General features: G+C 72.9%; 13 protein-coding genes. 6 read left to right on the forward strand and 7 right to left on the reverse strand.

Annotation, left to right across the window (positions count from 1 at the left end):
• Nucleotides 1-8: 8 nt before the first annotated feature.
• From BLV96_RS05975 to BLV96_RS05990, 4 genes are all read right to left on the reverse strand, one after another.
• The gene (locus tag BLV96_RS05975) at nucleotides 9-1,985 is read right to left on the reverse strand and encodes an ATP-binding protein (RefSeq protein ID WP_086682585.1); all 1,977 of its coding nucleotides are present in this window, start codon (nucleotides 1,983-1,985) and stop codon (nucleotides 9-11) included.
• Nucleotides 1,982-2,638: a Pvc16 family protein gene (locus tag BLV96_RS05980; protein WP_086682582.1), complete on the reverse strand. Its 657-nt coding sequence runs from the start codon at nucleotides 2,636-2,638 to the stop codon at nucleotides 1,982-1,984. Before BLV96_RS05980 ends, BLV96_RS05975 begins: the two co-directional genes overlap by 4 nt.
• Before the next feature lie 113 nt (nucleotides 2,639-2,751).
• Nucleotides 2,752-3,450 (reverse strand): hypothetical protein, encoded by a 699-nt coding sequence (locus BLV96_RS05985; RefSeq protein WP_244180058.1) that lies wholly within the window; start codon nucleotides 3,448-3,450, stop codon nucleotides 2,752-2,754.
• Between the two features lie 63 nt (nucleotides 3,451-3,513).
• Nucleotides 3,514-4,005, reverse strand: a complete 492-nt coding sequence (locus BLV96_RS05990; RefSeq protein ID WP_086682616.1) for a hypothetical protein — start codon at nucleotides 4,003-4,005, stop codon at nucleotides 3,514-3,516.
• A gap of 39 nt (nucleotides 4,006-4,044) precedes the next feature.
• Here BLV96_RS05990 and BLV96_RS49025 point away from each other — a divergent pair, with 39 nt between their 5' ends.
• Nucleotides 4,045-4,470: a hypothetical protein gene (locus BLV96_RS49025; RefSeq protein WP_143050918.1), complete on the forward strand. Its 426-nt coding sequence runs from the start codon at nucleotides 4,045-4,047 to the stop codon at nucleotides 4,468-4,470.
• Here the strand turns inward: BLV96_RS49025 and BLV96_RS05995 are convergent.
• Entirely contained in the window at nucleotides 4,440-5,855 is a 1,416-nt protein-coding gene (locus tag BLV96_RS05995) for an amidohydrolase family protein (protein ID WP_086682579.1), read from the reverse strand. The two genes, BLV96_RS49025 and BLV96_RS05995, sit on opposite strands and share 31 nt — an antisense overlap.
• A 131-nt stretch (nucleotides 5,856-5,986) precedes the next feature.
• Between BLV96_RS05995 and BLV96_RS06000 the strand changes: the two genes are divergently transcribed.
• The 5 genes from BLV96_RS06000 (at nucleotide 5,987) to BLV96_RS06020 (ending at nucleotide 10,625) form a co-directional block, all read left to right on the forward strand.
• Nucleotides 5,987-6,796 carry an IclR family transcriptional regulator domain-containing protein gene (locus tag BLV96_RS06000; protein ID WP_086682563.1) on the forward strand — a complete coding sequence of 270 codons (810 nt, stop codon included), beginning with the start codon at nucleotides 5,987-5,989 and terminating at the stop codon, nucleotides 6,794-6,796.
• 68 nt (nucleotides 6,797-6,864) lie between these two features.
• The gene (locus tag BLV96_RS06005) at nucleotides 6,865-8,022 is read left to right on the forward strand and encodes a CaiB/BaiF CoA transferase family protein (RefSeq protein WP_086682560.1); all 1,158 of its coding nucleotides are present in this window, start codon (nucleotides 6,865-6,867) and stop codon (nucleotides 8,020-8,022) included.
• A complete protein-coding gene (locus tag BLV96_RS06010) occupies nucleotides 8,019-8,810 on the forward strand; it encodes a citryl-CoA lyase (protein ID WP_086682556.1) in 792 nt (263 codons plus the stop codon). The genes BLV96_RS06005 and BLV96_RS06010 overlap by 4 nt, the downstream gene beginning before the upstream one ends.
• Before the next feature lie 11 nt (nucleotides 8,811-8,821).
• Nucleotides 8,822-9,682 (forward strand): dioxygenase family protein, encoded by an 861-nt coding sequence (locus tag BLV96_RS06015; RefSeq protein WP_086682553.1) that lies wholly within the window; start codon nucleotides 8,822-8,824, stop codon nucleotides 9,680-9,682.
• A 4-nt stretch (nucleotides 9,683-9,686) separates the two neighbouring features.
• Complete coding sequence (locus BLV96_RS06020) at nucleotides 9,687-10,625, forward strand: quinone oxidoreductase family protein (protein WP_244180059.1); 939 nt, start codon at nucleotides 9,687-9,689, stop codon at nucleotides 10,623-10,625.
• Here BLV96_RS06020 and BLV96_RS06025 read toward each other — a convergent pair.
• Both BLV96_RS06025 and BLV96_RS06030 read right to left on the reverse strand, forming a co-directional pair.
• Entirely contained in the window at nucleotides 10,622-11,155 is a 534-nt protein-coding gene (locus BLV96_RS06025; protein WP_086682550.1) for a carboxymuconolactone decarboxylase family protein, read from the reverse strand. The genes BLV96_RS06020 and BLV96_RS06025 overlap by 4 nt on opposite strands.
• Nucleotides 11,156-11,257: 102 nt before the next feature.
• On the reverse strand, nucleotides 11,258-12,973 hold the full coding sequence (locus BLV96_RS06030; RefSeq protein ID WP_091388823.1) for a glycosyl hydrolase family 18 protein: 1,716 nt from the start codon (nucleotides 12,971-12,973) through the stop codon (nucleotides 11,258-11,260).
• Nucleotides 12,974-13,199 lie beyond the last annotated feature (226 nt).

Below are 13,199 nucleotides of genomic sequence, written 5' to 3' on the forward strand. Positions count from 1 at the left end.
CGGGCAGCTCACCCGTCGGTCACCAACGCCAGGTACGGCCCGAACTCCCGGTCCAGGCACAGCCGGCCCAGCTTGCGGTACTCCCGGGCCACCGCGCCGACCAGGTCGCTCATCGCCACCGGACGGCCCGCCTCGGCCGCCAGGTACGCCCCCGTCACCGCCGCCGACCGGATGTGCCCGCCCGCCAGCTCGAACGCCCCCGCCAGGAACCCCAGGTCCAGGTCCGCCGCGCGCGGCAGGCGGGTGCCGAGGCAGCGGTCCCACAGCCGGTGGCGCAGCTCGACGTCGGGCAGCGGGAAGTCCACGATCACGTCGAGCCGCCGGGTGAACGCCTCGTCGAGGTTGGCGCGCAGGTTCGTCGCCAGCACCGCGATGCCGTCGAACGTCTCCATCCGCTGCAGCAGGTAGGCGCTTTCGATGTTGGCGTACCGGTCGTGGGCGTCGCGGACCTCCGAGCGCTTGCCGAAGATCGCGTCCGCCTCGTCGAACAGCAGCACGGCGTTGACCCCGGACGCCTCGGTGAAGATCCGCTCCAGGTTCTTCTCCGTCTCACCGACGTACTTGTCCACCACGGTCGCCAGGTTCACCGTGTACAGGTCCAGCCCGAGCGACGCGGCCACGACCTCCGCCGACATCGTCTTGCCGGTCCCCGAGTCACCCGCGAACAGCCCCGTCACGCCCCGGCCGCGCCCGCCGCCCGGGCGCATCCGCCACTCGTCGAGCACCTGGTCGCGGTAGCGGGCCCGGGCGGCCAGCTCGTCCAACAGCGAGAGCACCCCCGCCGGCAGCACCAGGTCCGGCCAGCCGACCGCCGGTTCGATCCGCCGCGCGAGCCGCTGCAGGCCGGCGGCGTTCTGGCTCCGCGCGCCCGCGCGCAGGTGCGCCGTCCGCACCAGCCCGCCGTCGGCCAAAGCCGTCACCGACGCGGCTTTCGCGGCACGCGCGATCTGCCCCGGCCCCAGGACGAAGTGCGCGGTGGCTTCCCCCGGGTCGACGTCCGGGGCGAGCCGGCCCTCGAGGCGGCTGCGCCAGAGTTCCGCGCGCCGGGCCGCGGGCAGCGGCATCGCGTCGAGCTGCAACGGCGCGGTCGCGCTCCACCGCGGGTCCCACGCCCCGGTGCCGTGCACCACCAGCGGGACCGCCGGGTGCGCCAGGTCTTCCAGCCGCGGGTCCTCCACCGGGCCCAGCACGATCCCGGCGCCGCGCAGCAACGCCTCCCGCCGCAGCGATCCGGTCAGCTCGAGCTCGGCCTGCCAGCGCGGCGCGTCCACCACCAGCGCAGGGAAGCCGGCCGCGGCCAGCGCGCCGACACCGAGCTCCTCCGCGCCGCCACCGGGGTGTTCCTTGAGGTAGACCAGCCCGACCCGGTCGCGGATCGCGCGGGCGAGCCGGTCGCGGCCCGGGACTTCGACGAGCTCGGTGCCCAGGCGCGCGCAGCCGGCCAGCTCGGGGGCGAGCCGGTCGTCGCCGAGCAGGTGGTTCACCACCCGGTCCGGGACGCGCAGCGTGCGCGAGAGGAACGGCCGGTCGTCGTCGCCCACGGTGAGCAGGCCGCAGGTGAGCAGCGGGGAGTCGGCGTCGAGCCGCGCGCGCCCGGCGGCCGAGGCCTCGGGGATCCCGCACAGGCGCAGCGCCAGCCCGGCGGTCGCGCGGCGCCGGGTCACGTCGTCGTTGAGGTAGCCGTAGAACTGTTCGAACCGGCTGTCCAGATCGGGCGCCAGGGCGACCAGCAGCAGTTCGACGTCGACGCCGGTGAGGCCCGCGCGGTCGGCGAGCGGGCGCAGCCGGCCGTCCGGCACGGAGTCGGCGAACGGCGTGAACGGCTCGCGGTGGCTGTCCAGCAGCGCGTCGATCGCCTCGTGCGAGAGGTACAGGCCGCGGAAGGGGTCGTCGGGGTTCGGGTCGGCCGCGCGCCGGCTGTCGACCGCGTCGCGGATGCGCTGTTCGAGCCGGGCCACCCGCTCGAACAGGTATCCCTGGCTCACCGGGACTTCCGGTGGTCCCGCGCCATCGCGACGCGGCGCTGCCCCTCGACCGCGCCGGCGCCGGACACGTGGTGGCCGACGCGGTCGTCGCCGGTGTCGAGCTTGAGGCCTTCCTTCGCCGGCGGGCCGGCCGGGTAGACGCGTCCACTGTGGATCGGTGCCGAGACGACGACGTCCAGCGACGGCTTGAGCTCGCCGCCGAGCGCGGTCCAGACGTCGGCGAACGCGCGGTCCTCCGGCGGCGGCAGCGCGACGGTCATCGGCACCGGCAGCCCCATCTCGGCCAGCGAGCCGGAGAGCACCTCGGCCGGGACGGCTTCGTGGCGCAGCAGGCCGAGCAGCAGGTCCGAGAGCACGCGGTGTTCGTCCTCCGGCCGTTGGGTCCACGCGGTGACCAGGTAGGACAGCTTGACGTGCTTGGGCGGCAGGTGCCGCGCGGCGATCTGGCCGCGCTGGTCGTACTCGCTGAGCAGCCCGCGCGAGCGGCGGCGCATGTCCTCGCGCACGTCGTAGAGGTAGATGTTGACGGTGGGGGCGTTGCGCCGGGCCGCCCAGTCCTTGGTGGGTGCTTCGAAGGCGACGTCGACCTCGCTGCCGCGCAGCGCCTCGTCCTTCACCAGCCGCCGCAGCGCCTCGTCGACCTCGTGGATCACCGGCGGACCTCCTCGGACTGGCGGTCTTCCCACGATGGGCGATGGGGGGCCGGCCGCCCAGCCGCGCAGCGGCAGACCTTCGGGTACGGCGGGCTGCCCGTACGGGCAGGAGCTCACCGGACGGGCAGGTAGGCGGCGACGTCGGCGAGCGCGTCGAGGGTGTCGCCGCCGACGTGCCCGGTCGCGGTGTCGGCTTCGGCGACGACCATGGCGTGGCCGTCGGGCCGGGGCTCGTAGTGCAGCCCGGTCATCCGCACGCCGGCGACGCCGAGGACGGCCGCGATCTCCAGGGGCCGCACGTCTCCGCTGCCTTGGATGGCTTCGACCTTCTCGAACGCGGCAGCCTGCTTCGCCGACCGGAAGCCGACCCGCACCACGGAGATGACCGCGGCGTTGCCGTGGCCGTCGCCGACCGCGAGCAGCATCCGGTCGAGCGACGTGCACGGCGTCGTGACCAGGAAGTCGCGGACCCGGTCGGTCGCGGCGGCGAGGCAGTCGCCCTCGTGCCGGGCGACGCGTTTGAGCTCCTTGAGCTTCAGCCGGCTCCAGGCCTCGTCCGCCTTGCCGCGCTTGGCCGACTCGCGCGCCTCCGCCCGGCGGGTCTTCAGCGAACGCCCGGGCAGGGAGTCGACGACGTCGCCGGCGGCGTTGCCCGGCAACGCTTCCGCCGCCCCACCCCCGCCGGCCGCGCCACCGAACGCGCCGGCCCCGCCGCCGGCGACGGCCAGCCCGACCGCCGCGGCGACCACGGTGCCCGTCCCCTTGCCGCGGATGTAGATCCGCTTGCCGTCCTTGGTGATCCATCGCCCCACGGGGCCATCATCGAGGCGATCTCCGCCGCCCGGGCCCGATGGCCGGGAACTGACCGGCGTTTGTCACGTTCGCAGCAGACCCAGCACCGCGGCGGACTTCGGCTCGTCCAGGAACCGCAGGCCCATGAAGTGGTCGCCGGGGTTGAACCCGGGCAACGCCCAGATCTCCTCGTACGGCATCCCGACGCGCTCGTAGTGCCGGAGGCTGTAGACGTTGCTGAACAAGCACTTCCCCGGATCCGGGTTCCACAGCCGGCGCGCGAAGGCGGGGTTGCGGAAGCCGTGCCCGACTTCGGCGGTGGCCTGGACGTGCTTGCGGCCGGTGAACAGCACGACGTCGCCGGTGGTGACGGTGTCCATCCGGCGGTCGTACTTGTCCTTGGCGCCCCAGAACCGGGCCTGGCCATCGGGGTGCAGCGCCTGCAGGCGGGCGAGGTCCGCGGGGTCGAGCAGGTCGGCGTGCGCCCGGAAGTCCACGGTGTTTTCCAGCGACTCGGCCCCGTAGCGGCGCGAGTCGGCGGTGCCGTAGGCGGGCTGGATGAAAACCTGGACCACCTCCGCACGGTACCCCGCCGGGGCGGCAGGATAGACGGGGTGGGGATCACCGAACAGTTCGCCGTGCTCGTCGCCGGGCTGAGCAACCAGAACGAAGTCTTCGCCGTCTCCGGCGAACGAGACGGCACCGCGTTGGCCGAGCACGTCCACGCCCTCGCCGCCACCGGTGAGCAGCAGTGGGAAGTCCACATCGACCCCCGCGAACCCGCGGTCGATGTGGCGCAGGTCGGCTCGGCTCTCCGGTCCGTCCCGCGCGAGCTGGCCGAGCGACGTCTGGCGGCGCTGACGTCGCGCAGCATTGTCTACACCTACGACGTCATGGACGGAGATCGCGCGCGGGAGCTCGCCGGTGACCCGCTGCACGTTCGACGGGGTGGTCGCCGCCACCACCCCCACGCACTTCGCCGTCCTGCTCCAGCTCGGCGAAGACTGACTCAGCCGCCGTGGGTGGCGTCGCTCTGGTAGTCGGTGTACGTGTACGGGTTGTCCAGGATCTTCGTCTCCGGGACGTCCGGGTTCATCCCCTTCGCCCACGCCTCCTCCCCCAGCTGCCCGCGCAGGTACTCCACCGTCCCTTCGACGCGCCGGCGGAGCGCGGGGAGGTCCACGTCGACCAGCCGCCCGTCGCGCTTGACCACGCGGCCGTTCACCAGGACCGTGTGGACGTCGCCGCGCTGGGCCTGGAACGCCACGTGGCCGTACGGGTTCAGCAGCGGGAACGACACCGGTGAGTGGTCGTTCTTCAGCAGCACCACGTCGGCCTTCTTGCCCACCTCGAGGCTGCCGATGTCCGTGCGTCCCAGCGCGGCCGCGCCGCCGCGGGTGGCCCACTCCACCACCTGCTCCGCGCGCAGCGCCGCGTGCGTGACCGTTTCGCCTTTCGCGTGCGCCTCGAGGTGTTCGCGGGAGCGGTCTGCGCCCAGCGTCGTGCGCATCGCCGTGAACAGGTCGCCGCTCCACCAGACCGAGGTGTCCATCGACAGCGACACCGGGATGCCGTACTGCCGCAGCGCCCACGTGGACGGGTAGCCCTGGCCCGCGCTCTGCTCGCTTTCGGTCGACACCGACGCCGACCCACCGGTCGCGGCGATCCGGTGGTAGGAGTCGGCCGAGAGCGACGCGCTGTGGACGTAGATCGTCTCCGGGGTCATGAACCCGTGGTCGTGCATGAGGCGGATGCCGTCGTCGCCGGTCGCGCCCCAGACCCCGGCGTGCGTCGTGACCGGCACGCCCAGCTCGCGGGCCACCTCGAACGCCGGCTTTTCCGGGAACGCCGGGTCGCCGGTGACGTCGAACGCGAGCTGGAAGCCGAGGTCGCCGCCGGTGCGGCGGGAGACGAAGTCGCGGAACTCCGGCGTGCCCGTCCAGTTCGCCGGGGCGTCCTGGATGTTGCCGTAGGCCAGCACGAACCGGCCGGGAACGGCTTCGAGCGCGTCGGCCGCCGCATCGGCGTGCTGGGTGGTCTGCAGGCCGTGGGACCAGTCGACGGTGGTCGTGACGCCGGCTTCGAGCGCTTCCCACGCGCCGAGCAGGTTGCCCGCGTAGATGTCCTCGGGGCGGAACACCTTGCCCCATTCGAGGTAGTACCAGACGAAGTACTGGGTCAGCGTCCAGTCGGCGCCGTAGCCGCGCATGGCCGTCTGCCACAGGTGGCGGTGGGTGTCGATCATCCCCGGCAGCACGATCCCGCCGGTCGCGTCGATCTCGGTCGTGCCCTCCGGGACGTCGAGTGCCGGGCCGATCGCGGCGATCCGGTCGTCGGTGACCAGGACGTCGGCGCCGGGCAGGACCCGGGGGGCGTCGTCGAGGGTCAGCACCGTGCCACCCCGCAGGACGATCGATCCAGACATGGCTGCCTCCGGTTGCGTACACTCGTCCGCTCTACGGACACTGAAGGGGTGACGCCACCTTCGTCCAGTGCCGGGCCGGTGTCAATCCCCGCCGCTACGCTGCGGGCAGGACTGCGAGAGGGAGGTCGTGCATGCCACGCGAGGGAACGGGTCCCGACTTCATCGAAGCGCTGGCGCGCGGGCTCGAGGTGATCACGGCGTTCGGCCCGCACCGGGCGGAGATGACGCTGGCCGAGGTGGCGACCGCCGCCGGCCTGGCCCGCCCGACCGCGCGGCGGATCCTGCTCACCCTGGAGGAGCTCGGGTACGTCCGCGTCGGCGGGCGCGGCTACGCGCTGACCCCGCGCGTGCTCGACCTCGGCGTCGCCTACGTGCGGTCGATGGGTCTGTGGGACGTCGCCCGCCCGCACCTGGAACGCCTGGTCGAGCGCACGAACGAGTCGTGCTCGATCGCCCAGCTCGACGGCTCGGACATCGTCTACGTCGCCCGGGTCGCGGTGCCGAAGATCGTCGCGCTGGCCGTGCAGATCGGCACCCGCTTCCCCGCGCTGCCGACGTCGCTGGGCAAGGTCCAGCTGGCCGCGCTGGCCCCGGAAGAACTGGAGACGGTACTGGCCCAGCCGACGCGCTCCGGGCTCGTCCCGCGCTGGCGGCCCGGCCGCGCCGAGCGCGACGCCGAGCTGCGCGAGGTCCGCGCCCGCGGGTGGGCCCTGACCGACGAGCAGCTCGCGCTGGGCATCCGGTCGGTCGCCGCGCCCCTGCGCGACGGGTCCGGGCGGGTGATCGCCGGGGTCAACGTCAACTGCCACGCCGCCGAGACGCCGGTGGAGCGCCTGCTGGAGCACCACCTGCCGCTGCTGCTGCAGACCGCCGGGGAGATCAGCGCCGACTTCGCGCGGCTCGACGACGTCCCGCACGTCACCGTGCCCGCGGTGTCTTGACCGCGGAGAGCGGCGGAGGCAAACTGCGGACAGACGTCCGTCCGACGGACAGGAAGCGAGGGAACCGGGTGAACACCAGTGCGGCCGGCCCGCTGACCGGGCTGCTGGTCGCGGACTTCTCCCGGGTGCTCGCCGGCCCCTACGCCACGATGCTGCTGGCGGACCTGGGCGCCGAGGTCGTCAAGGTCGAGGGCCCGCAGGGCGACGAGACGCGCACGTGGATGCCGCCGGTGCGCGGCGACGTCTCGACCTACTACCTCGGGGTGAACCGCGGGAAGCGCTCGATCGCCCTCGACCTGCGCGAGGAAGCCGACGCTGCCGTCGCCCGCGAGCTGGCGGCGCGGGCGGACGTGCTGATCGAGAACTTCAAGCCCGGCGGTCTGGCCAAGTACGGTCTCGCCTTCGACGACGTCCGAGCCACGAACCCCGGTGTCGTCTACGCCTCCATCAGCGGCTTCGGCTCCGGCGACGGCCGGCACGTGCCCGGCTACGACCTGATGGTGCAGGCGATCTCGGGGCTGATGAGCCTGACCGGCGACCCGGACGGCCCGCCGTACCGGGCCGGGATCTCGGTGTTCGACGTGATGGCGGGCAACCACGCGGTGATCGGCATCCTCGCCGCGCTGCGCCACCGCGACGCGACCGGCGAGGGCCAGCACGTCGAGGTGAACCTGCTGTCCTCGGCGCTGACCGGGCTGGTCAACCACAGCTCGGCCTACGCCGCCGGCGGGGTGGTGCCCTACCGGATGGGCAACGCCCACCCGAGCGTCTTCCCCTACGAACCGCTGCCGACCGCCGACGCCGACCTGATCGTCGCCGCGGCCAACGACGGGCAGTTCCGGCGCCTGTGCGAAGTCCTCGGCCTGCCCGATGTCCCGGCCGACCCGCGGTTCGCCCGCAACGCCGACCGCACGAAGAACCGCGAGGAGCTGCGGCCGATCCTCGTCGAACGGCTCAAGGAACGCACCGCGGTGGAGTGGTTCGACGCGCTGACCGAGGTCGGCGTCCCGTGTGGACCGATCAACACCATCGACGGCGGGTTCGCGATGGCCGAACGCTTCGGCCTCGACCCGATCGTCGACGTCGGCGAAGGCGACCGCGCCGTCCCGACGACCCGCCACCCGATCCGCTTCTCCGCGACCCCGGCCGCCTACCGGCTGCCGCCGCCGGAGCTCGACGAACACGGCGCCGAACTGCGCACCTGGCTCACGGAGACCCCGCGATGACCGACCGCGTCTACGAAACCGCACTGGGATCGTCCACCAAGGACAAGATCACGCTGCTCGGCCAGGACCTCGCCGAAGACGTCATGGGCACCGTCGGTTTCGGCGAGCTGGCGTTCTGGCTGGCGACGCAGCGACGTCCGTCCACAGGGGAAACCCGGGTCTTCGAAGCGGTGCTGGCCGCGTTGGCCGACCACGGCTTCACGCCGACGGCGATCGTCACCCGCCTCACGTACCTGTCCGCCCCGGACTCGGTGCAGGGCGCGCTCGCGGCCGGGCTGCTCGGCGGCGGGTCGCGCTTCCTCGGCGTCACCGAGGACTGCGGCCGCTTCCTGCACGACGTCCTCGCCACCGCCGAAACCCCCACCGACGAAGCCGGCTGGGACGCGCTCGCCCTGGACACCGTCGAGAAGACCAAAGCGGCGAAGAAGTTCGTCCCCGGGCTCGGCCACCACGTCCACAAGGACGGCGACCCCCGCACCCGCCGGCTGTTCGAGATCGCCGACGAGGAAGGCCTGCGCGGCCCGCACCTGGAGCTGTTCGCCGCCATCGGCCGCGTCCACCCGCGGGTGCTCGGGAAGACGTTGCCGCTCAACGGCGCCGGCGTCTGCGGCGCCGCACTGGCCGACCTCGGGCTGCCGCTGGAACTGCTGCGCGGGTTCGCGCTGCTGGCCCGGACCGCCGGGCTCGTCGGGCAGCTGGCCGAAGAGCTGCGCCACCCGGTCGCCAACGACGTCTTCCTGTCGGTCGACCTGAACAACCGGCCGGTCCCACCGGACCCGCAACGCTGAGAGGAACGCCGATGCAGCTCGTCACCGAGGACAACATCACCGAGCTCGCCGCGCGGCGCTGGTCGAGCGCGCATGACCCGCGCACCGCGCAGGTCATGGCCGCCCTCGTCAGGCACCTGCACGCCTTCGCCCGCGAAGTCCGGCTGACCGAACCGGAGTGGATGGCCGCGATGCGGTGGCTGACCGAGACCGGGCAGATCAGCGACGACAAGCGCGAAGAGTTCATCCTCGCCTCCGACGTGCTCGGCCTGAGCATGCTGGTGGTGCAGATGAACCACGCCTTCGACGCCAAGGCCACCCCGGCCACCGTGCTCGGCCCGTTCCACATCGACGGCTCCCCGGAGAAGGAGTTCGGCGGCGACATGTCCGACGGCCTGCCCGGCACGCCGCTCTACGTCACCGGCACCGTCCGCGGCCTCGACGGCTCCCCCGTCGCCGGCGCGATCCTCGACGTCTGGCAGGCCGACGAAGAAGGCGCCTACGAGTCTCAGATCCCCGGCATCGACGAGGCCCGGCTGCGCGCCAAGTACGCCACCCGCCCCGACGGGACCTACTGCCTGCGCACGATCGCGCCGAAGGGCTACTCGATCCCGATGGACGGCCCGGTCGGGGAACTGATCGGCGGCACCGACATCAGCCACTTCCGGCCCGCCCACGTGCACTTCCTGATCAACGCCGCCGGCTACGAACCGCTGATCACGCACCTGTTCCAGGAGGGCGCCGAGTACCTCGACAGCGACGTCGTCTTCGGCACCAAGCAGGAGCTGGTCGTGACGTTCGAAGCCCGGGACCCGGGTCCGACCCCGGACGGCGGCGAGGCGGCCGGGTCGTGGCTGGAAGCCCGGTACGACTTCGTCCTGCAGCCCGTCTGACGCCGTGCGCGCGGCGGAGATCCGGGCGGCGGGCGCGCCCCCGGTGGTGACCGACCGGACGGCACCCGACCCCGGGCCGGGCCAGGTCGCGGTGAGCGTCACCGCGGCGCCGGTCAGCCCGCTGGACCTGCTGTGCGCGTCCGGCACGTCCTACTTCGGGCTGCCGGACCTGCCGTACGTGCCGGGCGTGCAAGGGGTCGGCGTGCTCACGCGGCCGACGCCGACCGAGCCGGCCGGGACGCCGGTGTGGTTCGCCACGACCGCGGGCATGCGGCCCGGGGACGGCAGCATGGCCGAGCACGCCGTCATCGCGCCCGCCGACCTGGTGGTCCTGCCGGCCGGGGCCGACCACGCGCTGGTCGCGGCACTCGGGCTGTCGGCGGTCGCGGCGTGGATGTGCTTGACGGGGAAGGGAAACCTCGTGCCCGGCGAGACCGTGCTGGTGCTCGGCGCCGGCGGGGTCGTCGGCCAGTCGGCCGTGCAGCTGGCGCGCGTGGCCGGGGCCGGGCACGTCATCGCGTGCGCGCGCTCGGACACCGCGCTGGAGCGGGCCCGGCGGCTCGGGGCGGACAGTGTCGTGCGGCTGACCGGTTCACCGGCCGAGCGGCTCGGCGACGTCCCGGTCGACCTGGTCATCGATCCGGTGGGCGGGCTCCCGGCCGCGGCCGCGCTGCGCACCCTGCGCCCGGGTGGGCGGCTGGTGAACCTCGGCGGCGCGGCCGGTGACGAGTTCCCGGTGTCCTCGGCGGTGTTGCGCAGCCGGTCGCTGCACATCCACGGCTACACGAACAACGAGCTCGACACCGACCGGCGCCGCGAAGCGCTGCTGACGGTGGTGAAGCACGCGATCGCCGGCGAGCTGACCGTCGACCACGAGCGCGTCCCGCTCGCCGACGCCGGTGCCGCGTGGACCCGTCCGGGGCGGATCGTGCTGGTGCCCTAGCGGGCGTAGCCGCCCGCGGCGAGCTGCTTGCCGATCTGGTCGTAGACCGCCTGGTCGTCCGGCGCGACCGTGGCCAGGCCGTCGACGTACCGGTTGAACAGGCAGAACGACGCCGCGATCAGGACGGTGTCGTGCAGTTCGGTGTCGGTCGCCCCTTCGGCGCGGGCGGCCGCCACCAGTTCTTCGGTGACCGCGCGGCCCGTTTCGCGCACGGCGAGCGCGATCCGCAGCAGTGCCTTCAGCTTCGCCGGCACGGGGGCGTCGTCGACCCTGCCGCACGCGGCGTCGACGACGGCCCGGCCGCCGTCGATCGTCTCGGCCGCCGCCGCGGCGTGGCTGCCGGTGCAGAAGCGGCACTCGTTGCCGTTGGACACGACGGTCGCGATCAGCTCGCGCTCGCCGACGGTCAGGGTGCTGGGGCCGCGCAGCAGGACCTGGGCCAGCTGCCCGAGCGGCGCCGCGGTCTCCGGCCGGTAGGCGAAGAGCGCGGTGATCCCGGGCAGCTGCGGGTCGAGCGGGATGTGCGGCATCGGGGTCCTCCTCGCGGGGCGAAAGATCGTCCCCGTGAGTCTTGCGGCCAGGGGCGGCCCGGCCAACCTCCGCGGTGCGCAACCGGGCCGCCGCCGAAAGGATCAGCCGATGGTGAAATCGTCGGCGTAGAGGGCACTTTGGCCGTACCAGCCGTGGACGTACACCGTCACCGCGCCGGACGCGCCGGTCGTGAACGGCACCGACAGCTGGGTCCAGCCGCTGCTCGAGGTCCACGTCGACGCGTTCGCGCCGCCCCGGACGCCGACGTAGGCGTAGCTGCCCTGCACCCACGCCTTGAGCGTGTAGGCGTGGTTCGGGGCCAGCGTCACGTTCTGCGCCGCCTCCCCGGTCGCCGACGCCGTGGGCACCACCTGCAGCGCGTGGGTCCCGGAGTGGGCCGGGGTCGCGACGATCGCGTCACCGGCCGCGCTCCACGGGCTCAGCGCGCCGCTCTCGAAGCCGCCGTTGACGACCCCGCCCGCGGGCGGGGTGCCCTTGACGGTGAGGGTGAAGGTCGCGCTGTGGCTCGCCGAGGGCGAAGTGCCGGTGACGGTCAGCGGGTAGACCCCGGGGACCGCCGCCGAGGTGGTGCTCACCGACAGCGTCGCGCTGCCGCCCGCGGTCACCGAGCCCGGGCTGACCGACGCCGTGACGGCGGCGGGTGCGCCGGTGACCGACAGCGTCACCTGCTGGGCCGAGCCGGAGGTGACCGCGGTGCCGACCGTCGCGGTGGCCGAGCCGCCCGGGTCGACCGAAGCCGAGGCCGGGTTCGCGGTGAGGGAGAAGTCGTTGCCCGGCACGGTGGTGCCGCCGGTGAACGGCTCGAACGCGTGGCTGAAGAACCACGTGTCCTGGGCGATGCCGGAGCAGTTGTCCGCGGCCGCGCCGCCGGGGCAGCTGCCGTTGTCGCGCTGCAGGGCCCAGAACGACAGTTCGTTGATGCCCTTGGAGACCGCCCAGTTGTAGACGGTCGCCGCGTCGGCGGTGGTGAACGTCTCGGCCGGGCCGAAGTCGTCGACGCCGATCATCTCGGTGATCCCGACCATGCCCCACAGCTGCGCCTGGGTCTTGCCCGGGTACAGCGCGCCGAGCTGGCTCACCAGGCCGTTGGCGGCGGTCTGGGTGTCGGTGGCCATCTCGTGGGCGGCGTTGTCGTAGTAGTCGAAGGTCATCATGTTGACCACGTCGACGCGGGTGCCGTTGGAGACGGCGTTGCGCAGCACGGCCAGGCCGCTGTCGGCCAGCCCGCGGGTGGTGGTGGGCAGGGTGTAGGAGATCTGCAGCGACCGCCCGGACGCCGCGGCCCAGTCCTGGACCTTCTTGATGGCCTTGTTGCGGCGGTCGATCCCGGCGGAGTTGGTGAGCGAGTTGTCCTCGATGTCCATGTCGAGGCGCGGGACGTCGTAGGTGGTGATCACCGACTCGTAGGCGGCGGCGATCGAGTCGACGTTGCTGCAGCTGTCGGCTATTTCGGTGCCGGTGTTGTCGGCGGTGTAGCCGCCGAAGGAGGGGATGACGTCGCCGCCGCGGGAGCGGATCGTGGCGATGTCGGAGCCGAAGACGCCGGTGGAGATGGGCATCCCGGTGTCGCCGTTCCAGTAGACGGTGCAGGAACCCTTGGTGGCGGCCTGGATGAACGCCATCGTCAGGTGCTTGGCCCCGGACTGCTGCGCCAGCGCGGCGGGGCTTTCGCCCGTCCAGGCTTCGAAGTAGGGCGCGAAGACGTGCGCGGGCAGCGGGGTGGCGGCCTGGGCGGTGCCGGCGGCGGCGACCAGCGAGCCGGCCGATATCGCTGACAAGGCAAGGAAAACGGACATTCGGGAGAAAGGTCTGCGTCGACGCATCTGCGCTCCAAAGCCGGGGCGGAGCCGTGCCGCGGCGTAACACGGCGAGAACGTCTTCAGGATTGGATCAGACCAATATCGACGTCAAGGTCTAGACCACTAAACCGGCCGGATGGCCGTAGCGGTTGCTCGCTGCGCATTCCGCGGCCGATGACCGCCAGTGAGCAACGATCGGATACAAAAACGTGCCAACTCCTGC

Origin of the sequence: Amycolatopsis pretoriensis, from assembly GCF_900107925.1 — a bacterium.
Taxonomy (GTDB): Bacteria; Actinomycetota; Actinomycetes; order Mycobacteriales; family Pseudonocardiaceae; genus Amycolatopsis; species Amycolatopsis pretoriensis.